General features: G+C 35.3%; 26 protein-coding genes. 8 read left to right on the top strand and 18 right to left on the bottom strand.

Features of this window, described 5'->3' with window-relative positions:
• Positions 1–159: 159 nt before the first annotated feature.
• Positions 160–888: a DUF554 domain-containing protein gene (locus tag DW761_RS14470; RefSeq protein ID WP_117518547.1), complete on the bottom strand. Its 729-nt coding sequence runs from the start codon at positions 886–888 to the stop codon at positions 160–162.
• 218 nt (positions 889–1,106) lie between these two features.
• Between DW761_RS14470 and DW761_RS21680 the strand changes: the two genes are divergently transcribed.
• From DW761_RS21680 to DW761_RS14480, 3 genes are read left to right on the top strand one after another with little or no spacing between them, the layout of a single operon-like run.
• Entirely contained in the window at positions 1,107–1,238 is a 132-nt protein-coding gene (locus tag DW761_RS21680; protein ID WP_255412395.1) for a hypothetical protein, read from the top strand.
• Positions 1,239–1,273: 35 nt separating this feature from the next.
• Positions 1,274–1,483, top strand: coding sequence for a hypothetical protein (locus DW761_RS14475; protein WP_117518548.1), 210 nt, complete (start codon positions 1,274–1,276; stop codon positions 1,481–1,483).
• A gap of 8 nt (positions 1,484–1,491) precedes the next feature.
• The gene (locus tag DW761_RS14480; RefSeq protein ID WP_117518549.1) at positions 1,492–2,058 is read left to right on the top strand and encodes a hypothetical protein; all 567 of its coding nucleotides are present in this window, start codon (positions 1,492–1,494) and stop codon (positions 2,056–2,058) included.
• Between the two features lie 186 nt (positions 2,059–2,244).
• Here the strand turns inward: DW761_RS14480 and DW761_RS14485 are convergent, their stop codons facing one another.
• The 5 genes from DW761_RS14485 to DW761_RS14505 all read right to left on the bottom strand — a co-directional run bounded on the left by DW761_RS14485 (position 2,245) and on the right by DW761_RS14505 (position 5,369).
• On the bottom strand, positions 2,245–2,601 hold the full coding sequence (locus DW761_RS14485; protein ID WP_158552207.1) for a MerR family transcriptional regulator: 357 nt from the start codon (positions 2,599–2,601) through the stop codon (positions 2,245–2,247).
• 67 nt (positions 2,602–2,668) lie between these two features.
• On the bottom strand, positions 2,669–3,571 hold the full coding sequence (locus tag DW761_RS14490; protein WP_233513105.1) for an SIR2 family NAD-dependent protein deacylase: 903 nt from the start codon (positions 3,569–3,571) through the stop codon (positions 2,669–2,671).
• Complete coding sequence (locus tag DW761_RS14495; protein WP_233513106.1) at positions 3,486–4,286, bottom strand: protein-ADP-ribose hydrolase; 801 nt, start codon at positions 4,284–4,286, stop codon at positions 3,486–3,488. The genes DW761_RS14490 and DW761_RS14495 overlap by 86 nt, the downstream gene beginning before the upstream one ends.
• Positions 4,283–4,882: a 4Fe-4S binding protein gene (locus DW761_RS14500; protein WP_199485641.1), complete on the bottom strand. Its 600-nt coding sequence runs from the start codon at positions 4,880–4,882 to the stop codon at positions 4,283–4,285. Before DW761_RS14500 ends, DW761_RS14495 begins: the two co-directional genes overlap by 4 nt.
• Before the next feature lie 85 nt (positions 4,883–4,967).
• The gene (locus DW761_RS14505; RefSeq protein WP_117518550.1) at positions 4,968–5,369 is read right to left on the bottom strand and encodes a pyridoxamine 5'-phosphate oxidase family protein; all 402 of its coding nucleotides are present in this window, start codon (positions 5,367–5,369) and stop codon (positions 4,968–4,970) included.
• Between the two features lie 134 nt (positions 5,370–5,503).
• Between DW761_RS14505 and DW761_RS14510 the strand changes: the two genes are divergently transcribed.
• The 3 genes from DW761_RS14510 to DW761_RS14520 all read left to right on the top strand — a co-directional run bounded on the left by DW761_RS14510 (position 5,504) and on the right by DW761_RS14520 (position 7,396).
• Positions 5,504–5,827 (top strand): winged helix-turn-helix transcriptional regulator, encoded by a 324-nt coding sequence (locus DW761_RS14510; protein WP_117453185.1) that lies wholly within the window; start codon positions 5,504–5,506, stop codon positions 5,825–5,827.
• A gap of 95 nt (positions 5,828–5,922) precedes the next feature.
• Positions 5,923–6,336 carry a carboxypeptidase regulatory-like domain-containing protein gene (locus tag DW761_RS14515; RefSeq protein WP_178695046.1) on the top strand — a complete coding sequence of 138 codons (414 nt, stop codon included), beginning with the start codon at positions 5,923–5,925 and terminating at the stop codon, positions 6,334–6,336.
• On the top strand, positions 6,329–7,396 hold the full coding sequence (locus DW761_RS14520) for a peptidoglycan-binding protein (protein WP_117518551.1): 1,068 nt from the start codon (positions 6,329–6,331) through the stop codon (positions 7,394–7,396). The genes DW761_RS14515 and DW761_RS14520 overlap by 8 nt, the downstream gene beginning before the upstream one ends.
• Positions 7,397–7,433: 37 nt before the next feature.
• Here DW761_RS14520 and DW761_RS14525 read toward each other — a convergent pair whose 3' ends face one another.
• From DW761_RS14525 to DW761_RS14545, 5 genes are all read right to left on the bottom strand, one after another.
• Positions 7,434–10,544 (bottom strand): ABC transporter ATP-binding protein/permease, encoded by a 3,111-nt coding sequence (locus DW761_RS14525; RefSeq protein WP_117518552.1) that lies wholly within the window; start codon positions 10,542–10,544, stop codon positions 7,434–7,436.
• Positions 10,545–10,663: 119 nt separating this feature from the next.
• The gene (locus DW761_RS14530) at positions 10,664–11,461 is read right to left on the bottom strand and encodes an MBL fold metallo-hydrolase (protein WP_117518553.1); all 798 of its coding nucleotides are present in this window, start codon (positions 11,459–11,461) and stop codon (positions 10,664–10,666) included.
• Positions 11,462–11,491: 30 nt separating this feature from the next.
• Positions 11,492–11,857 (bottom strand): hypothetical protein, encoded by a 366-nt coding sequence (locus DW761_RS14535; protein ID WP_117518554.1) that lies wholly within the window; start codon positions 11,855–11,857, stop codon positions 11,492–11,494.
• Positions 11,858–11,940: 83 nt separating this feature from the next.
• On the bottom strand, positions 11,941–13,113 hold the full coding sequence (locus DW761_RS14540) for an iron-containing alcohol dehydrogenase (protein WP_117518555.1): 1,173 nt from the start codon (positions 13,111–13,113) through the stop codon (positions 11,941–11,943).
• Positions 13,114–13,176: 63 nt separating this feature from the next.
• A complete protein-coding gene (locus DW761_RS14545; protein WP_233513107.1) occupies positions 13,177–13,635 on the bottom strand; it encodes a cyclophilin-like fold protein in 459 nt (152 codons plus the stop codon).
• A gap of 225 nt (positions 13,636–13,860) precedes the next feature.
• Between DW761_RS14545 and DW761_RS14550 the strand changes: the two genes are divergently transcribed.
• Entirely contained in the window at positions 13,861–14,814 is a 954-nt protein-coding gene (locus DW761_RS14550; RefSeq protein ID WP_117518556.1) for an NAD-dependent epimerase/dehydratase family protein, read from the top strand.
• On the opposite strand, the gene DW761_RS14555 is transcribed toward DW761_RS14550, so the two are convergent.
• From DW761_RS14555 to DW761_RS14570, 4 genes are all read right to left on the bottom strand, one after another.
• Positions 14,801–15,676, bottom strand: a complete 876-nt coding sequence (locus tag DW761_RS14555) for a MurR/RpiR family transcriptional regulator (RefSeq protein ID WP_117518557.1) — start codon at positions 15,674–15,676, stop codon at positions 14,801–14,803. The two genes, DW761_RS14550 and DW761_RS14555, sit on opposite strands and share 14 nt — an antisense overlap.
• An 82-nt stretch (positions 15,677–15,758) precedes the next feature.
• Positions 15,759–16,586, bottom strand: coding sequence for an SDR family NAD(P)-dependent oxidoreductase (locus tag DW761_RS14560; RefSeq protein WP_117518558.1), 828 nt, complete (start codon positions 16,584–16,586; stop codon positions 15,759–15,761).
• 63 nt (positions 16,587–16,649) lie between these two features.
• Positions 16,650–17,519 (bottom strand): M23 family metallopeptidase, encoded by an 870-nt coding sequence (locus DW761_RS14565; protein ID WP_117518559.1) that lies wholly within the window; start codon positions 17,517–17,519, stop codon positions 16,650–16,652.
• A gap of 70 nt (positions 17,520–17,589) precedes the next feature.
• On the bottom strand, positions 17,590–18,936 hold the full coding sequence (locus tag DW761_RS14570; RefSeq protein WP_117518560.1) for an MATE family efflux transporter: 1,347 nt from the start codon (positions 18,934–18,936) through the stop codon (positions 17,590–17,592).
• Positions 18,937–19,081: 145 nt separating this feature from the next.
• Between DW761_RS14570 and DW761_RS14575 the strand changes: the two genes are divergently transcribed.
• Entirely contained in the window at positions 19,082–19,540 is a 459-nt protein-coding gene (locus DW761_RS14575) for an Lrp/AsnC family transcriptional regulator (RefSeq protein WP_117453172.1), read from the top strand.
• A 44-nt stretch (positions 19,541–19,584) separates the two neighbouring features.
• On the opposite strand, the gene DW761_RS14580 is transcribed toward DW761_RS14575, so the two are convergent.
• The 3 genes from DW761_RS14580 to DW761_RS14590 all read right to left on the bottom strand — a co-directional run bounded on the left by DW761_RS14580 (position 19,585) and on the right by DW761_RS14590 (position 22,296).
• The gene (locus DW761_RS14580; RefSeq protein ID WP_117453171.1) at positions 19,585–20,730 is read right to left on the bottom strand and encodes an aldo/keto reductase; all 1,146 of its coding nucleotides are present in this window, start codon (positions 20,728–20,730) and stop codon (positions 19,585–19,587) included.
• Positions 20,731–21,589: 859 nt separating this feature from the next.
• Positions 21,590–21,748 carry a hypothetical protein gene (locus tag DW761_RS14585; protein WP_117453170.1) on the bottom strand — a complete coding sequence of 53 codons (159 nt, stop codon included), beginning with the start codon at positions 21,746–21,748 and terminating at the stop codon, positions 21,590–21,592.
• Entirely contained in the window at positions 21,739–22,296 is a 558-nt protein-coding gene (locus tag DW761_RS14590) for a methylated-DNA--[protein]-cysteine S-methyltransferase (protein ID WP_117453169.1), read from the bottom strand. Before DW761_RS14590 ends, DW761_RS14585 begins: the two co-directional genes overlap by 10 nt.
• Between the last annotated feature and the right edge of the window lie 21 nt (positions 22,297–22,317).

Raw genomic sequence — 22,317 nt, forward strand, 5'->3', positions numbered from 1 at the left:
AGGTACTAGCAATTGGTTTTTTTCTAGTGTCCGTTTTACAGGGTACAGTTTATAGACCATTCTCCTCTTTTCTTATTCACAAAAAAATCCTCCTCAAAAAATCAGTCTTGTTAATTTTAAAAGATTTATCTGATATATGCAAGAAAAAAATAATCTTATTTATAACAATTGTGCTATTACATTGGTCCATATCCAGGATAAAGGCATGACGATTACCATGGCTGGTATCATATCCGCTATTGGAAATTCTTTGACTTTAATCATACGAAACCCTGTTGCCAATATCAAAAAGCCTCCGCATGCTTTAAAATCCGCTATCATATCAGGTGTAGTTAATGGAAAAATATAACCGGCACATAAATACAGCACAAAGAATATCAAAAACTGTGGAATTGCAATCACGGATACGACATACCCTAAATTACATGCAAAAATGGCCGCAGTAAAGAAATCCAAAATTGACTTTGATATCAATATCGTCTGATCACCTGTCATACCTGCATCCAAAGAACCATAAATCCCTGTTCCACTCGCACAAAATAATACAATGATTGTAATCAATGAGGACATAAATTCATTTTCATCTAAATCTGATTGCTTATTCTTAAACAGCTTTGCAATCGGCTTTTGCATCAATGCCGCTGCTTTATTTAAATATTCTCCCAAATGTATCATCAATCCAATCGCTGTACCGATGATAATCGCAAATATCACGGGAGGCATATTCTTCATCAAATTAATAGAACTGATGCCCATTCCCATAGAACAGACACCGAAAATCAAATTGATCTCTGTTTTAAATTTTGGACTTAATTTATGACCGGCAAATGCCCCTGCAATTCCACCGAAGAATACTGATAATGTATTAATCACGACTCCTGTTGGCATATAAATTCCTTCTTTCCCTTAAATTTCACTTATGTAGTTTATCATTTTTACCATATAAAATGCAATACCCACCTTATCTTTCATACCTTTTAGGCATGGATTGAGATAGAAAACAAGTATTAGACATAGGTAAGCATAACTCTTACAATATGCATGAGGTGATAAGTAAATGGAAACAATCAAACAAGGCTATTATAGCGGAGAACGTGCCTTATTTCATGAACACGATCTCATTTTACAGTATTACCCCTGATGATTTAATAGGACAACCCATCATCTATTCAGATCAAAGAATGGTAAAAAACATCATCTCTGGATGGATGAAGAAAGATTATGATAAATATCCCTGATTGCTTCTTATAATCTAATCTATAATGCCTCTTTAATGGTTGAAGATGGTGCTGGATATGCGTTATCCTTAGAAGGACTGATTAACACCACTGGAGATTCTCCTTTATGTTTTCGACCATTACAGCCAAAGTTGGAAGTTGGTCTGGCTTTTGTATGGAAGAAATATCAGGTATTTTCTAAAGCAAGTGAATATTTTCTAAAAGAGCTTCAAAAAGAGGTTAATGAAGAAAATGAAACAGTCTAGGAGGATTTATGAAATATATATTTACTGAAGTGCTGAATGATCTTGTGAATTACTTTTTTCTTGGTGATATGGAAGCATTATGTGAATGGAAACAAAATCAATGCTTGATGGATGATTTAGCAACAGAGTTTACATCAAATAACAGCATCGATCAGGCTATAGAAGATGGCCTTGTACTTCCTATGGAAGGTATTAGAAATTATCCATATACCATTATATTTGATATTGAAGAAAACCAACCAACACTTCTTCAAAAAGAGCATCGTCTACAATTTCATTATCAAAATTATTATATAAAAGTAGAACATCAAACCCTTGTATTATTTACATGGCATATTTTACATCATTTTACAATGGATGCTGTAAAACATTATATGACGCAACAAAAACTATATCAAAAACCAATCATATCATTAGCAAATGGCTGGTATCGTATTTCCAATCTTGGTGGTGAAACTTTACGAAATGATATTTTTGAGCCAACCATAGAATTCGTTTTAGATCCTATAGATCAGCCAGATATCCATCAGGATATGGTTTATCATACATTTGCGATAAACTCTTCTTCGTATTAATATTTAAAAAAGCTGTCATTGACAGCTTTTGTTATATATTTGGATATGGCAGCTGTTCATCCAGTTCCATCATCAAAAGATCTACCAGATATTCCCATTCCTCTACAGGCATCTTTTTCATATGTCTAATACTCATATTGCATGAATTCCAATACATAAAAAGCATAGAAGAATGTAAAAAAACTGCTACCTTTTACAGCAGCAGCCTTGTAGATCATATAATAACATATCCAGACAATCGATACATTTTTGTTGGTCATGTAGCTTCTCTAACAATGCCTGACGATGCTTCTTCAGTAATAACACTTTTTTACTTTTTTGATCTATATCGCAACGCTCATAACCAATATATGTTTTGATATCCTCCATATTCATCCCGATTTGTGTTAATGTCACAAGCAGACTTAAACGTTTTATATCCTTATCATCATATTCCATCAAACCGTTTTCAGCTTTTGGATGATCATATAATCCTGCCTGTTCAAAACTTTGTAGTTCTTCATCACGCAAAGGAAACCATGCCTGCACTTCTTTTCTATTCATCTCTACTGCTCCTTTATCACTACTTCCATGATAATCAAACAGGAACATTTTGTCTAATACTTATCTTCTATCTCTCAGTATGCTTTGTAAGCATGCTGGTGTTTTTTAAGTCCAGCAGTACTTCATGTATATCTTTTTTTATGATGATTGATTTTGATTGAATTTCATCAGGGATACGCTGTACATCCAAGGATATACTGATATATCCACACCTTGTCCCTTCATAACATAACTGCCAGAATGGAAACTTAATGATCCCAGGTGTATTATTTCCTACTCCCAGTTCTAATAATACCAGCCGTTTTTGTTTATGCTCCTTTAGAAACTTTTCATACCGTTCTTTAGCATTATGCCATCCTTCATCTTCTACAAAGCGATGATCACAACGTAAATTGACACTCATCGGTGCACCACATATTGGACAGTAAGGTATCAAATCGCTTGGAATTTTCATACCCTTTTGTGCATGGATCATTGCTCTAATGGCTCTTTTATTATCATATGTTTTTTCATGGCAGCGCATGGAGCATTGAAACAGTCCATAATCCCCCTGGGTATAAAATAAACGCTGTTTATCAAATCCATGTAATTGAAACTGATGATCTACATTGGTGGTGATCACAAAGTAATCTTTATCTTTTACAAGCTGAAACAAATCATCATAAGTCGAATTGGTATGTGTTTCATAACGGTTATAATAAATGTGACGACTCCAATACCCCCAATATTCTTCCAAAGAGGCAAAGGGATAAAACCCGGCAGAATACATGTCTGTAAAGTGATATTTCTCAATAAAATCTGAGAAATGTTCATGAAATACTTCACCATCATAAGTTAATCCAGCAGCTGTGGAGAGCCCTGCCCCTGCCCCTATGATGATAGCGTCAGCTTGATGAATCCAGCTGTTCATCGTCTTTTGTTGAAGTGAGTAATCTATGATAGATGGTTTCATCTTCTTGTTTGAAAACATTGAAAATCACCTCCATTTCGTGTGTCTTTAAGAATGTTTTCACAACTGCCACAGCAATACGTGCTGCTTCTTCATTTGGAAAGTGGAATTCTCCTGTGGAGATACAACAAAATGCTACACTTCTTAAATGTCGATCATATGCAAGTTGTAAAACTGAACGATAACATGAAGCCAATTGTTCTTTGTGTTCCATTGTCAGCTTGCCATAAACAATCGGTCCTACTGTATGAAAGATATATTTACTGGGAAGTTGATATGCCTTGGTGATTTTGGCGCTGCCACATGGTTCATCATGTCCTTGTATACGCATGATATTGGCACATTCCTCACGTAATTTAATCCCCGCAAATGTATGAATCGCATTATCGATACAGCCATGACATGGCACAAAACATCCCAGCATCTGTGCGTTAGCGGCATTAACGATAGCATCTACCTGTAGTCGTGTAATATCCCCTTTATATAGGTATATATGGGTATCTAATTTTTCCATATCCTTTAAGGTAATGATTCCTTTACGAAGACTGTATTCATGCAGAAATTCATTTTGAATTTTTAAATAAGCAGGATCTATGGGTTTTGGCAATCTTACATTTACCAAAGAACGATATAATCTGAATTTTTCATCAAAACTGTCAGGAAGCTGTATTCCCTGATATTCCTTTTTTTCACTTAACAGATATTGAAGCAGCTGATCTAATAATTCCTCCATCATACATGGCTCTTTTCTATAGCATGTTGCGGGCATACCTGCATACAGGCACCACAATGCACACAATGACGCTCAATGATTTGATAAGGAACACCTTCTTCAATACAGTTTTGAGGGCATACATCTATACATTTTCCACAACCGATGCAGGTATCATGAATGATATAGCCATGATTGGATGCCTTTACTTCTCCGATTGTAAAGCTTTCACGAACAATCGGTGTTACAGAAATATCAAAGTATTCCCCTTCTCCTTCATAGATTTCAAAGACTTCCAAAGGTTCTCTGCGATCATCTGGATAGATTTGTTTCATATATGGATTTTTTTCAAAGATTTCATCCAGATATTGCTTTCCAATATTTCGTATATTTCCATGTAAGGAAATGGATGCCTGATTTTTTACTCCTACTATGGATACATATGCCTGTGCCATCAGTTGATCATAAAATGCTTTTCCTTTTGCGGTTAAAAAATACAGTTTTCCATCTTTCTCCAGCATCATATCAATGATACGATTTACTGGTTTTCCTTCTGCATCAACGGTTGCGATTGCTGTGGAATGAATATTTTCTACCAGGATTTTTTGATAATTCATCATAAAGACCTCCTTCTTTCTTTTATGATACCATAGATTATATGCAAGGAAAAAGCAGTTTTCATTCAAACTGCTTTTCAATAGTTACTTATACCCGATATGTCTTAGGTGGCTGTCCACTAAAATCCGCAATAACTGCTTCTGCATTCTTCAGATAGAATACCACAAAGATTGGATTATCCGCAGTTTCATATTGTCCCTTGACGATGGGGTTGTTCATACACAGTTCTTTGACTTCTTTGTTATCCTCAAAAACCACTTCCCCGTGTAATCGGATCCATGCATAATCTGCACTTGCTACACTGACTTCAACATTGGGATTTGCCTGCATATCATGATAGACATCCTTTGTATTATTTGTACAAAACCACAGCTTTCCATCCTTTTCAAAACAAAACATAAAAGGACGACATTTTGCTTTTCCATCTCTTCCAACTGTTGCCAGATATTGGACTGGATTGTCATTTAAAAATTTTACTACTTCATTCATGATCTTACATCTCCTTTATATAAATACTTGCGTTTTATCATCCGCATCATTATAATAGTCTACATAGGTCCCTTTGTGAAGTAGGTACATGAAAGTGCTATAGGAACCAAAAAGATACTATTGGAGGAATCATAATGAATAAAGAATTGCCCGCTTGTCCTGTAGAAACAACGCTGCTGTTGATCAGTAACAAATGGAAAGTATTGATTTTACGTGATCTTATGGAAAAAACAATGCGTTATAATGAATTAAAAGCATCCATTGGAAGCATCTCCCAGAAAGTATTAACCAGTAATCTTCGCGCTATGGAAGCAGATGGCCTATTGATTAGAACTGTGTATCCAGAAGTTCCACCAAGAGTAGAATATACGCTGAGTGAACAAGGCAGAAGCTTAAAACCGATTTTGGATGCTATGTGGAACTGGGGTATTGATTATCAAAAACAAAACAACAAATAGATGTGCAGGTACAAAGAGTACCTGCTTTTCTTATATAAGATTTCATGATTTTAGACAATTGACTATGGCAGATACCATTCCTTACATAGTCTAAAGTGGAGGTGGTAGATATCGCTACAGGATATTTACGCATTGAAGCGTATAACACAGATCAACAACCAGTAAATGATGCACAAGTCAATATTTATCATACAGATATGAAAGCCGAAAATATGATTTATCAAACAACGACAGGAGCGGATGGCAGAACCGAGGATATCGCTTTAGATGCACCAGATATTTCATTATCCATGATGCAAAGCAATGAGCGCCCTTATGAACAATACCATGTGGAAGTTATTAAAGAAACCTTTGATATTGAGGAAACCCGCAATGTTCAGGTATTTCCTGAAAACGGGTCAACACTGCATGTGGAGCTTCAACCATCCATGCAGGATTATCAGCGTCGTAATATACGTATATTAGAAGATCATAAGATGTGGCTTGCACAGGTGAATTTCAATGCTTGAGGAAATCATCATACCCACAAGTATCACCGTTCATTTAGGCAGACCTTCCTCTCCTGCGGAAAATCTGACAGTGGATTTTATTTACTATCTGAAAAATGTCGCATCTTCAGAAATTTATCCAACATGGCCTTATGAAGCTCTGCGTGCGAATATCTGGTGTCAGATGTCACTTGTATTAAACCGGGTATATACAGAATGGTATCGCTCTCGTGGATGTAACTTTGATATTACCAATTCAACGGCTTTTGATCAGGCATTTGTGAAAGGCAGAAATATATTTGACAGTGTTTCCAGAATCGTGGATGAAGTCATTGGTCAATACTTACAGCGCCCTTTCTATCGTGAACCATATTATGCGGAATATTGTGATGGAAAAATAGCGACTTGTCCTGGCTTAAAACAATGGGGTACCTTAGATCTTGCCAATCGTGGTTATGATTCTATGCGTATCGTTCGCTATTATTATGGGGATACGATCTTATTGCGGGAAAGTGATAATGTACAACCAATCACATCATCTTATCCTGGCTATCCTTTAGAAATCGGATCTTTTGGACAACCGGTTTTCATTATTCAGGAATTACTCAATGGAATTGCGGTGAATTATCCTAATATTCCATTAATATATCCACCGGATGGGATTTTTGGCAGTGTCACAGAAAGTGCAGTTGAAACCTTTCAGCGCCAGTTTAATCTATTGGTGGATGGGGTGGTAGGACGCTCTACTTGGAATATGCTTTCAAGAATTTATGTAGCTGTCAGAAAGCTTGCGGAATTAGGCAGCTTAGGACGTTTAGAGGGATATTTTACAGGTTTATGGACGGGTAAAGTTTTGCGGCGTGGGGATGTTGGTATTGAGGTACAACAGCTGCAATATTTCTTATCCATTGTCGCAGAAGAATATGAATCTATTCCAGCTGTGACGGTTGATTCTCGTTTTGGTGCTGGACTGGAACGTTCTGTACGGGCTTTTCAAAGGGAATTTGGTCTGGTACAGGATGGTCTTGTGGGGGAAAGCACATGGAATACCATTTATGAAGTTTATGAATCTCTGATATAAAAAAGAAGCATAGCAAAAGTTATGCTTCTTACATAGCTTATTCACTTCGTAAAGCTTCCACTGGATCTTTTCTTGCTGCCGCAGATGCAGGAAATAAGCCTGCGATATATGTCAACAACATACTGATAATAACCAGAATCACTGCCCCATCGATTGGTAACTGTGCAATATTTTCAATTTCAAACTTTGCTTCCACAAAGATATTGGCAGGAATACATAACAGTGCGGTAACCAATACTCCCAGCATTCCAGCCACAAAGCCTACAATCAATGTTTCCGCATTAAATACACTGCGAATATTATGCTTGCTGGCACCCAGTGCCCTTAATATTCCGATTTCTTTTTTACGTTCAATCACAGAAATATATGTGATTACGCCAATCATAATGGAAGATACCACTAAAGAAATGGCCACAAAGGCAATTAATGCCGCACTGATGGTATTTACGATATCGGTCACAGATGTCATCATGGTACCCACCAGATCGTTATAGTGAATCATTTCTTTCCCCTTTTTTTCAAGACCTGCATTATACTGATCTAAAAAATCTAAAATATTTTGTTTAGACTGGAAATTCAATGGATAGATATTGATCTGTGATGGTGTATGGACATCGGCATATCCCAAAAGATTCATATTGCGTTCATACGTGGAAGTCACAGGATTCATAAGCGAATTCATTAGATTCGTTAATTCCTCTTCACTCATATTCAAAGAGAAAGCTTCTTGAAAAGCACTGGTATCGATATGGATACTGTTTCTTAACTGTTCAGGCAGTTGTGCCATCATCTGACTCATCAGCTGTTGTGACTGGGTTTTTATTTGATCCTGTAAAATCGTACTAACCTCTTTGACATATGTCTGCATCACAGTCGTTAATTGGGTATTGATTGCTTCACTTATTTGACTTGATATCTGGGTTGGATCCACAACTCCCTGAATCTGTTTCATCAGCTTTTCCTGTATTTCAGGCTTTGATAAATACGTTTGAAGATCAAGTACTATCTGGGTAGGATCACTTACACCCTGCTTGATTTCTTCACTCATAAAATCCTGATAAAGTGACATCATGATTGGTGATAACTGTTCTACTGGCACATGTACCTGATTGGCAATGGATGTCATAATATCCTGTACATGCATATCCGGTTTAGGTAAAGCATCTAATGGGATATCTAATGAAAACTGATCAAATGGTATTGTATTAAGATTAATTTGTGAGGTATCCATGCCAAATGCATTCTTTAACTTATTCTCATCTATTGAAATCAAATCAGAAAACTTTAATTTGTTACGCTGATCATTGTTTTCATCCTGAAAAGATTTTCCTGTAAATACATTGATATTCGGCTGTTGTAGCTGTTGTTTTACGATTGGTTTATCCATCGCCGCATCCATCAGATGCTTTGTCAATTGCGAAGAATAATTCAATCCGCTGGATAAGGAAGTGATCGCAGAATCAGATTTTGGTTTTACGATACCAACGATTTTTAATTCTATACCATTTTTTATCAGCTTTTTCATATAACTTTGATCTTTCGACTGATCTTTCCATATCTGATGCGTTTCATCATATACATAACGATCCGCTGGATCAATCACACGAAACTTAGGTGCCATCAAGGTATCATAAGCATATTTTACATCACTGTCTTTTTCATCCATAACGGCTGGTTTTCCATTCTCTGTATCTTCCATTAATTTTCGCAATTTCTCTCGATCATTTATGCCCATAGAATACAATACATAATCAGATACCTTTCCATTTGAGGACAGCACAAGCACCATTTCATCATAATTTTTTGCCCATCTGCCTTCCATCACATCATATTGATTCTCATACATTTTTGATTCCTGCGGCAATTCATGAAAAGCACTCATTGTCCCAAAACCGCCCATCAAAGAACTCATGCCCTGGGAGGTATCATTGCCTGTTTGAAACAAAGTATCCGGGTTAACCTGTTCAATGGATTTTGAAGTATCAGTTAAATAAATCTGAGGCGTAATATGATACATATATTGAATCGTATTTACATAAGGATCAATTTCTGTTTTATGTTTTTCTAAATATGTCTTTAAAGCGGCAGTATCGTTTTGGCTTTGATATGAAAACATATTTTTGATCATACTGATCTCACTGACGTTTTTATCATCTTCTTTGTTTGTGGATGTTTGTGGTTTCCCCGTTGGTTCACTCAGCATTTTTGAGATATCAATGCCTGAGCGCTGGATGGATAAAGGATATAAACTTAACGTTTCTCGTTCTACATTTTCAATATACTGATTGATACCATTGGCAAGTGATAAGATAGCTGCTATTCCAATAATACCAATAGATCCAGCCAATGCGGTCACAAATGTACGTGCTTTCTTTGTCATCAGATTACTAAAAGAAAGTGCAACCGCTGTGCGCAAGGACATTTTTGCTTTACGAATATTCCTTTTCACAGGTGCAGGTGCTATCTCTTCCTGTATGGGATGAGAATCAGAAATGATGCTTCCATCCTTTAACTGTACGATACGATTAGCGTATTGGTGTGCAAGTTCTGGATTGTGCGTTACCATAATGACCAATCGATCTTTCGCAATATTCATTAACAGCTCCATGACCTGTACACTGGTTTTTGTATCTAAGGCCCCTGTTGGTTCATCTGCCAATACGATTTCAGGGTTATTGACAAGTGCTCTGGCAATAGCAACACGCTGCATCTGTCCACCACTCAGCTGGTTTGGTTTTTTATGAATATGCTCCAACAATCCAACTTCCTCTAACGCTTTCATTGCCCGCTCTTTACGCTGTGTCGCAGGTATCCCACTTAAAGTCAAAGCAAGTTCAACATTTGCCAGAATGCTTTGATGGGGAATCAGATTATAACTTTGAAATACAAAGCCAATCCGATTATTACGATACGTATCCCAGTCTTTGGAGGTATACTTCTTTGTGGATATCCCATCAATCATCAGATCGCCAGAATCATAATGATCTAATCCTCCTATGATATTTAACATTGTGGTTTTCCCAGAACCAGAAGGGCCTAAGATTGCCGCAAATTCATTGTTACGAAAACAAATAGAAACATCATCCAATGCTGTTTGTTCAAAGTTTCCGGTTTTATATGTTTTTCTGATTTTATCAAGCTTCAGCATGTTTTTTACCCCCTTATATTTGGCGTAACGTGAATCATCACGACTCTACCATAAGTATATACTATTTGCATAACAGAAAGCCAATCATATGTATGTAAAAAGGCAGTAATTTTACTGCCCTATAACTTGATACATTCTAAATCTTCTGGCACAAACAGATTGCCATGGAAGTATTCTCTGCCTTCTTTGGTATATAATGCTTTTCTTTCTTTGATATTTTGATCTTCTGTATGATAAAGCACAAGATTTTTCACATGTAAGGCCTGTGCTAATTCACACGCATCTTTTACTGTAGAATGATGTTTTTCATATGGCTGAAATTGTTCTCTATCACGATATAAACAGAATGCTTCATGAAGCAGCCACGTACTGTTTTCTACATATGTTTTCTCATATTCATTATATGGTTCATCTCCACAACAAGTAAGTTTCTTATCATCATACCACATGGTAAATCCAAACTGTTTTGCTTTCGTAGAATGGATATCAAAAAACTGGATGTCATGTCCCATCACATTGCGCTTTTCTCCATCTTTCACTTCCACAAAATGCACACCTTTACCAATCCATGCCGTTTCCTTTTTCTGTAACAACATTTCACACATCGTCTGTAGAATTTTGATGACTTCATCATGTGCATAAATATTGACTTCTCCTTCATAAACTCCTTTATGCATAGCAGTTGTGATCTTACGTATCATCCAAACAACTCCCATGATATGATCTATATGTTTATGGGTCACAAAGATATTTTTTATCTTCATCCAGTCAATACCAGCATGTTTCAGCTGATGTAAAATCGTATTTCCACCACCTGCATCCACTAAAAAACATTCCTTGTTTTCACTTAATACAAAACACGTATTATAGCATTCTGTAACCATGGCATTGCCCGTTCCTAACATTGTTAATTCCATATATTTCACCTCATCTAAATTCCTGTTTCATTATAATACAATATTCTGATTCTTTTCAATTTCTTTTTCTATATATGACTTTGCGATCATCATCGCATTGATTTGTGATTGCAGCCTTCGATAAGTTGGCGTGTTAACAGTATGCTTTTCCTGCCCTTTTTTGCATTTCTGTATGACGGATGTAATTGGTGGTAAAGCCTTTTGTAAATCATCCATCGAATAAGTTTGTTCTTCTTCTAATATCAATGCCTTTGATATATATAAAGCCTTAAGACGATTCTTCAGTAAACTGTATTGTGATGTTCCTTCTTTAAATTTAGGCAGCATCTTTTCACAGTTTCTGATATCTGCTTCTATCGTTTTGACTGCCTGTATGCATTCATTTGTTTGATTCATAAACACCTCCATGATGCTGTATTATCATATCATAAAACATAGGATATTCCTCAAAAAAACTCTGTGAATTTTCACAGAGTCTTCTATCGATAAGCTTTTCTAAAAATTTCAGCACAATCTTCATCACTCATTTCACAAGGATTTGCCAGAAATAACCCTCCCTGCATAGAACGTGCCCCTTTGGCTAATGTCATACATTCTTCTATATGGAAACCATAATCACTCATTTTTAACTGATCCACACCACATGCTTTTTGTAAATCCATAAGTGCGGTAATGAAATCTTCTGGTTTATCTGCGTTTTTGATTCCCATAGCTTTTGCCATTTTAATGAACTGTGCATCACATGCATGATGCTCAATGAAAAATTCGTAAAATGCTTTTGAAATCATGATCAAGCCAGCACCATGTGGTAGATTATGATGATAAGCACTCATAGAATGCTCCATGGCATGCTTTGCCGTCGTACTTGTCAACTGCATGGTCATACCCGCAATCGTACTGCCATAAGCTACATGTTCTCTTGCCTCTAAATCTAAACCATTTTTCACAGCTTTAGGAAGATATGTGGCAATATGTTCAATTGCTGATAAAGCTAATGTTTCACTTAATACATTCACGCCATTACTGATCATGACTTCAGTATTGTGAAATAATGCATCAAAGCCCTGATAAGCAGTGTATTTTGCAGGTACGCTCAACATAAGCTTGGGATCTACTATAGATAATACTGGTGTTAAGGAAGGATCGCCAAAACCGATTTTTTCATTTGTTTCAGGATTAGAAATTACACCCCAGCAATTGATTTCAGAACCTGTGCCTGATGTTGTCGCAATCGTAACGATCGGTAATCCTTTCGCCTGTAAAGGCTGCCCTTTTCCAGTTCCACCCTGTACATAATCCCATAAATCACCAGGATTGGTAGCCATCGCAGATATCGCAATCGAAGAATCTAACACTGCACCACCACCAAGTGCCACAATAAAATCACAATAATTTTCTTTCGCAAAAGCTGCTCCCTCCATAACCATTTCTTTCAATGGGTTCTCCATGACTTTATCAAAAATCACTGCTTCCACATTTGCCATTTCTAATTGTTCCATCACACGGTCTAAATATCCATTTGCACGCGTAGATTTCCCATTAGATATCAATAATAATGCTTTCTTGCCAGGTAGTGCCTGTGTATGCAGTTCTTTTATTTTACCGCTTCCAAATAGCAGTTTTGTTGGGTTGTCAAATATAAAATTCATCATGTTTTCGTTCCTCCTGTTATATTCATATAATTGTTTCTAAATCATGAAAGATGTATTACTTTATTAATCCAATTTAGCTATCGTGATGGTTCCTTTTAAATTTTGTATATCGTTTTTACCAGATATAACGTTTCCTAATTCATATAAACCTTGTCCTTTTCCAAAATCTCCATAAAACATAACAACATTACCCCATGGTTCATAATAGGCAAGAGTACCTGCTTTCGCATTTGCCATGGGTGTATTCTTCGTATCCAGTTTTTTAGGTGGATAGAATATTTTTTCATTGGTACTGAAATTTTCTACTTTCACCTTCAATGGCAGTTGTTCACATAGTTGTTTTGCCCCATCACTTTCATTTAACTTATATAGGATAGTTGTCTGATTGTTTACTACTTGTATTTTCATGGTTGTTTTCTCCTTTTGTGGCATTGTTTTTTGATTGGCAGTCTGCTTTTCTTTACATGCACTGACCGTAAATAAGCAGATTACTGTGATTAGTAGAAATTTTCTACCTTTCAATTAATCAGCCTCCTTTTCTAATTACATTTTAAATTTAGTGCTTACAAAAAACAAATACTTATATTACATGCTTTGCTATGCCTGATAGGAATAGTAAAAAAGCTTTCTCAAATATCATGCATAGGACATGGTGATTTTGGAAAAGCTTTTCTAAGATATCGATTCCCTGTTTTTTCTTATTTGAAATCGTGATAATCTGTAGTCGATTAAAAAGGAGGAATTTTTATGAAAGTGATTGTTATTGGTGCTTATGGACATATTGGCACCTATTTGATTCCACGCCTTGTTAAGGAAGGCTATGAGGTGATTGCGATATCTAGAGGATTATCACAACCATACCATCAACATCATGCATGGAAACAGGTACAGCATATTTCTATGGATCGCAAAAAAGATCCCTTATTCGCAAAAAAGATTGCAGATATGCATCCTGATATTGTAATCGATTTGATTAATTTTCATCTGAATGATACAAAGCAAATTGTCGCCGCTTTAAAAAGTATTCCATTCACCCAGTATATTTTTTGTTCATCTATATGGGCACATGGAAGAGCAAAACATCTGCCTGCTGATCCAAATGATGAAAAATTTCCATTAGATGATTATGGTATACAGAAATATCAAAGTGAATTATATTTAAAACAGGAATTTCAAAATAATGGTTTTCCTGCTACCATCATTATGCCTGGACAAATATCCGGTCCTGGATGGCTCATTATTAATCCTTATGGAAATACCAATACAGATGTGATTGAAAAAATAGCACATGGAAAAACCATATATCTTCCTAATTGGGGCATGGAAACCTTGCATCATGTACATGCTGATGATGTAGCGCAAATGTTTATAAAAGCTATTCAACATAAAGATCAGGTACTGGGACAAAGCTTTCATGCTGTAAGTGATCATTCTATCACTCTGTATGGATATGCTTCATTGTTGTATGAATTTTTCCATCAGAAAGAAGATATTCAATTTTTGCCATGGAATCAATGGTGCTCCTATGTCAACAGACAAGATGAGATAGACCATACCTATTATCATATCGCAAGAAGTGGTTACTATAGCATCGAGAATGCAAAAAAACTGATGGATTATTCTCCACAATATTCTATTGAAGATACACTTCGCACATGTATGAATAGTTATATAGAAAAAGGCTTTATTAGCCTTCCTTAACAATATCGTTTTCAATCTGGCGCTGCTCTGTTTGCTGTGCCAGTTTTAATTTATAAGCATAATGATAGTAATAATCACTTTGGAAGTAACAAGCATAAAGAGTATCCAATAATAATGATATTGACGTAATAGAAGAAAAACCACCAATTTTAGAATAAGCTTTTTCTCTTGTGGTCGTATACAGAGTCACATCCGCAAGTTTTGTAAGCGTATTTTGCCCTATACTTGTAATAGCGATTACAGGAACCTGATTATACTTTAAATGGTTAACAGCTGTTAATAATTCTCCAGATTCGCCTGAATAAGAAATACAAATTGCACAATCAGAAGGAGTTGATAAAACAGCTTCTTGATATATCATATTAGATAAAGAATAGGTCTGTGTTTCTTTACCTATATGACGCATTTTAAATACGAACTCCTCCGCAAGAAATGTCATGTTGGATATAGCAAATACCTTTATGATAGAAGCTTTCTTCATCAAATGAATGGCTTTTTGTATATCTTCATAATGTAATAAAGAAAAAGTATCATCTAAACTTTCTTTTTTCAAAGCAACCAGTTTGCTTGCTAATTGTAAATATGTATCATCTTTTGAAAATGGCATATTCGCATCTATTTCTTTAAAATCCTTCATAAGATAATGTACTTCTTCTAGGAAACATTTTTTAAACTCTGAATAACCTGAAAATCCCAGTTTTTTTGATATTCTTACCAGAATTGATGGTGAGGTATATGTTTCCTGTGCAATCATCGTCGTAGAATAATCTTTTAGATGTTCTTGTTGGTCTAACATAAAGTCTACTACAATCTGTTCACTTGTTGAAAATTTCGTATGTCGCATTTTGTCTTGTAGTAACATAGCACCACCCCTAATCTAGGTTTTATTATACTGATATTCATTAGAAAGGGTCAAGTAAAAATATGCCTGACCCTTTATTTATTTACGCTTTATCTTCCATCATTGCCTGTAAAGCTGCCACAGAACCACCATCATACAAGATATCCACTCCTGTTAAATATGAACATTCCTCACTGACCATAAATGCCATCATCTTTGCAATTTCTTCTGGTTCTCCAAGTCTTCCTAGTGCACCACGTTTCGCAAATGCTGCTGCTTCTTCACCTTCTATTTCTCCCATAGGTGTACGGAATGTGCCTGGTGAAATAGAAACTACACGAATACCTTTTTTACCACAAGAAACTGCCATACGAGATGTATACCATACCACAAAGTTTTTTGATAACGTATACGCCATTCCTCTTTGTTGTTCCTCTGGAACACCCTTGATAATCTGATGCATTGTGTTTTTAAATGCTTCTTCATCAGACAAACTCAGTTTGTATACCTGTTTTGGTGCTTTATCAGCCGGCATCATATAAGCTGACATAGAGGAAACATTTAAAATACAGCTTCCCTCTTTCATGATGTTTGCAAATTCTTCATCCATATGAATTGTTCCAAGGGCATTGATATCAAAGATTTTTTCTCCATCACTCATATGTGGTGATACCCCAGCAGCATGTATCAATATCTTTACATTTCCTTTTTCTGATGCATATTCTGCTAGCTTTTTTACAGCTTGTCGATTGCTAGCATCTGCAGGAAATGCTTCTGCAGAGATACCCAGCTCTTTTAATTCTGAAATAGCTTGTTCTAGTTTTGATACTGTTCTTCCTACTAAAATGATATGATTTGTTTTTCCCAGCAGTTTAGCAGCCTCTAAACCCATACCGCTTCCACCACCTGTAACAACGCAAATATTTTCCATGTTAGCGCTTCCTTTCTTTATACGATAATTGTACCCTTAATGAAAAGAAACTGCAATTAAAACTCACCTGTTTTCTACAATATCTCCTTCTTTGATATGATGCATATCATTTCTATTGATATGATTGATGATTTCATCAAAATAAACGGGCAGACTAGCAGAAAAATAAAAGTTTTTACCTTCTTGTATCTGAAAATGGATATGTGGCTCACTGCTGTTTCCACTGTTTCCACACCTTGCGATTATTTGTCCAGCAGTTACTTTATCATTTACCTTCACACAAAAGCTGTCCTTTTTCAAATGAGCAATCATACTGAATACATATGGGGCATGTTGCATGACGATATAATTACCTCTTACATCTGAGGCATTACATAAAACTTCTGATTTTCCTGTAACTTTTGTATCTTCGAATTTGTTTTTGATTTCTATAACGATTCCATCTGCCACAGCCAATACTGGCTGATCATAACAATAATAATCACAAACATTTAATCCATTCCCCTGATAACTTTTACCATTCTCTATCCTATAAAAATCGTATGCATATCGTTGCATTGCAAGTCCCCATGAATGTGAATGCTGCTGATCAGTTCCACCATTTACAACCATCCATTTTCCCTGAAATGGCAAGTGACAACTAACTTTTGGTGAATATGTTTGTACATTAGGTAAATGGAACCCATGTCGTATATAGATACAAATATTCCCTATCAAAATCATGATATTCTGCCAGAGAAATTTTAAGTCTGCCACATATTCATTCATTTTGCCATACTTCATGCGATATCCTAAAGAAATACATATATCCACAAATACCAATAGGAAAAAAAGATAAAACAGCTTTAGATATGTCACATGAAAAACTGTTCCTATCACACCAATCAGCCCCAGCCAGTAAAGTTTTTTTATAATATTTTGTATTTTCTTCATAAATGCTAATAAACTCCTTGTATCACGTATTTTTATACTATCATACAAGGAGTTTGTTTACAATATAAAGTTAATCGTTTTGAAATACAAATAAGGTTTTTTTCTTGATTTTATAATAGATCAATCCAATCATATCTGCCAAAATCCATCCAATTGGCACAGACCACCAGATTCCTACTACCCCCATCGCAGGAATTGCGGATAATACATAAGCAAGCAATACACGTGTACCTAAAGAAACAATCGTTAATACCAGCGACATTCCAGGTTTTCCCAATGCTCGATAAAATCCATACAATAAGAATAAACAGCCAATGCCACAATAAAATGCACCTTCGATTCTTAAATAACGAACGCCTTCTGATATAATTGTAGTTTCACTTCCATCAATAAAGATCATCATCAATTCTTTTGCGAAAATAAAGACACCTAAAGAAATGATGATACAGAAAACAAATGCTGCAATGATTGCGCCCTTTAAACCTTCCTGTATACGTTTTTCTTCTTTTGCGCCATAATTCTGTGCGATAAAAGTAGAAAAAGCATTGCCAAAATCCTGGACTGGCATATACGCAAATGAATCAATTTTGACTGCTGCCGCAAACGCTGCCATAATCGTTGTTCCAAAACTATTGATCAAGCCTTGTACCATCAAGATACCCAAATTCATAACTGATTGTTGGGCACAGGTCAATACAGAAAAATTACTGATTTCTTTAATACAGGAAAGACGTAAATGACAGTCTTGTTTTGTGATACGTAATTTTGGATATTTTATCCATGTACATATGGCAATGCCAATACCGGATACATATTGAGCAATTACAGTAGCCTCACCTGCTCCTGCCACACCTCTTTGTAGACCTATCACAAACCATAAGTCCAGAACAATATTTAAAATTGCTGATACTGCTAGAAAAATCAAAGGAATGATGGAATTGCCTACTGCACGTAATAAGGAAGCAAAATAATTATATAGGAAGGTAGCGACGATACCAGAGAAAATCACCATCAGATAATCATGCATCATCCCTCTTAATTCTAAAGGAACCTGAAGAAAACTGATAATTTGATCAATAAAGCAAAGTGACAAAATATTTAAAATAATCGTTAACGCTCCAATGAGTATAAATGAAGCAAACATGCCTTCCTTTAAGCCTTTTTCATCACGTTGTCCAAAACGGATAGAAAAAACAGCTCCACTTCCTAAACATAAGCCTAATAAAATCGACGTTAAAAATGTCATCAAAGTAAAAGAAGAACCAACCGCCGCAAGTGCATTAGAGCCTAAATAACGCCCAACAATCAGGGTATCCGCAATATTATAGCATTGTTGAAGCAGATTTCCTAAAATCATTGGAATCGCAAAACAAAGCATTGTTTTCATGATTGGTCCACGTGTTAAATCACCTTTCATAATTCCCTCCAAGTTACAAAAAGAAACTTTTATCTTTCGTTTCGTAATTATTGTATCAATAGAGATACCATAAGTCAATTCTCTAATTGCTTTATGTAATATTTTCCCTTATAATGAAACCATACATTTCAAGGAGGTTCCCCCTATGTTTCTACATGGCTTAGATGATTTGGATCAACAGATTTTACAATTATTGATAAAAAATGCCCGCATGTCTTATTCTGATATTGCTCAACAGGTGGGAATCTCCCGTGTCGCTGTAAAAATGCGTGTTCAATCTTTAGAACAACGTGGCATTATAGAAGAATATACCACCATTATCAATCCTTCCAAGATTAATGGCGCTGTTTCCTGTTACTTTGAAATAGAAACCACTCCTGATTCATTATCTGAAGTAATTCATCAATTAAATCAAAATGATACAATCACACAAATTTATCGTGTGACAGGTAAAAATAAACTGCATGTTCATGCGGTAGCTTCTTCTAATGAAGAAATGGAAGACCTGATTCAAAATACCATTGATAAACTTCCTGGTGTCATTAGTAGCAGCTGTAATATCATCTTATCCCGTATTAAAGATATCAAGGGATTACGCCTATAATACATAAAAATCCAGGCTTTCGATTTGAAAACACTGGATTTTTTTTATTTACCAAATATTTTTACAGCTTCTTTCATGTTCTCACGAATAGATACATGAAATGGACAACGTGTTTCACATGCACCACATTGGATACATTCTGAAGCATAATGTTCAAGTACTGCGTAATGTTCTCTTACCGTTTCAGGTAATTCTTTCTGCGCTTTGGCCAGATTCAAAAATTTTGTGACACTAGCGATATCAATGGCTTTTGGACATGGTGCACAATGGCCACAATACATGCAATGCCCTTCCCAATTTACTTTTGGCATTTGCGCAAACGCTTTTGCGTAATCTTTTTCTTCATCACTTGCTTGCTCATAAGCCAAACAGTCTAAAAATTCTTTAATGCTGTGGCTGCCTGCCATGATGGAAACAACACCAGGTCTTGTCAAAGCATAATGCAGACATTGTGGTATCGTTAATGCGACCTTTGTTGGTGATAAGGAAGCATCTAATAGATCTCCACCTGCAAATGCCTTCATGACCGTAATCCCAACACCTAATTTTTGACAAGTTTCATATAAGCGTTCACGATCTTTGTCCATCTGTAATTCGTCTTTATCATAATTGGCATCATTCCATAATTCTTCTACATCTTCATTTGCCGGCATTAAGTCGTAGCATGGATTTACACTAAACATTAATACATCAATATCCCCGGTTTCTACTGCTTTTAACGCCACTTGCGGATTATGAGAGCTAATACCAATCGCCTTGATTTCACCATTTGCTTTTAGAACTTTTGCATAATCAAGTATCCCATTTGCAATGACTGTTTCTAAATCCTTTATTGCATCAACATAATGTATCATGCCAATATCGATATAATCGGTTTGAAGAAGCTGTTTCATTTCTTCAAAGCCAGCTTTGGTTTCTTCTAAATTACGGGTACGTTCATATTGATTATTTTTCCATACAGAACATAGATGTCCCTGAATGATGAATTTTTCTCTTCTACCTTTTAAAGCTTCTCCTAATCGTTTTCTCATTATAGGATCTGGTGAATATAAATCTATACAATTTACCCCACTTGTTTCTGCAATATCTAATAATTGATATAAATCCATATCAGCTTCATGAAACCCTTCACATCCAAGACCTATTTCACTTACTATCATATTGCAACGTTCAATCTTACGCATTTTCATAACTTACACCCTCCTCATTGTTAGTTTCAGTATAGCACTTTGAGTGAACTCTAAGTCAATATTAGAAATTTGCTCATTTAAAAAAAATCCTTATTTTCACCTGTAAGTATTATTACTATTTGAAAAATAACACAACTTTTTATCCTCATGCATCAGCGAATGGAACAAAACAGAAAAATTCATTAAAATCATCCAATCTTAATGGAAATGAAGAAGAATTATATCAGATTGTCAAAAATTGATAATGAAATAGCTTGGTTTAATACTCATTTATGAGTATTATCACCATTTAAGCAATGTATATTCTACTGTTTTTTTAACTAATTTGACAGGAAACAGAATAACTGTTATAGTTAGACAATATTCTTATATATGAGAAAAGAGAATAATTATGAACACAAAAAAAATCACTATCCTTTTAAGTAGAATTATAATTTTATTTATTGCATGTATTATTGTCTATCAGATTTTCATAAATGATAGCTATAGTTCTCCTATTTTATCACCTATAGTCTTACTCTTAGGACTTCTTACTATCAACAATAGCGATCTTAGTAAAAATTTTACTAAAAAAACTGAAATAATCAATATTGTCAACTTATGCTATATATTTTTACTTTTGATATTAATTAATTTTGTTTTGAATTAATTAATATCAAATCCTATTCCTATCAATATCTGCAACCATCATTGAATGAATCACTCATAGAAATCATTCAATCTCTAGTGGAAAATGAAACAGAATTATATCGTATTGTAAAAGAAAATGGAAATGAAATAGCGTGGGATTAATACCTCATAAAAGATGGACGATCACCTTTAGATCATCCATCTTTTTTTCATTAAGCATTGTCCACCATCAACTTATTAAATAATTCCTTGATGTATAAATGGCTGCTGCGATTTCTTTTACTGTTTGTTTTTCTATTCGCTCTTTTTGTTCCAGCATATAATCTACAACTGATTTTTGAGAATCAGATATCTTTTCTAAATGTTGAAGCTTTTCTATCAAAAGCATATTGATTTCCCTCGCTTGTTTTTTGAAGTATTTATGATAAACAATTGTTTTTCATCCGCATGTTCATGATGAAGTAATGCAATTTTTTTATCCATACCACCTGCATAACCTGTCAGATTTCCTTTTACGCCGATGACACGATGACAAGGGATGATAATAGAAATCGGATTATGCCCAACAGCCCCACCGATTGCCTGTGAGGACATGGAAGCTTTCCCCGTACGCTTTGCATATTCTTTTGAAACATCTTTATACGTCATAGTTTCTCCATAAGGAATCTCTTTTAAAATATTCCATACTTCTAATCGAAATTCACTACCCATCGGATGTAAAGGAAGTCTTGATATTTCAGGTTGTAAATCATGAAAATAATCATCTAACCATGCTTTACATTCTGATAAAACAGCAGTTTCTTTTTCTATCATTTCCTCCTTCAAACGACCACAGAAATATTTTTGTCCATAGAACCATACACCAACAATCGATTCATGATCGCTTACAATCAAGATATCTCCAATGGGAGAATGGTATGTTGTTTTATAATACATACAAACAGCTCCTTTTCTTTT

Origin of the sequence: Absiella sp. AM29-15 (assembly GCF_003434225.1) — a bacterium.
Lineage (GTDB): Bacteria > Bacillota_I > Bacilli_A > Erysipelotrichales > Erysipelotrichaceae > Hoskinsella > Hoskinsella hominis.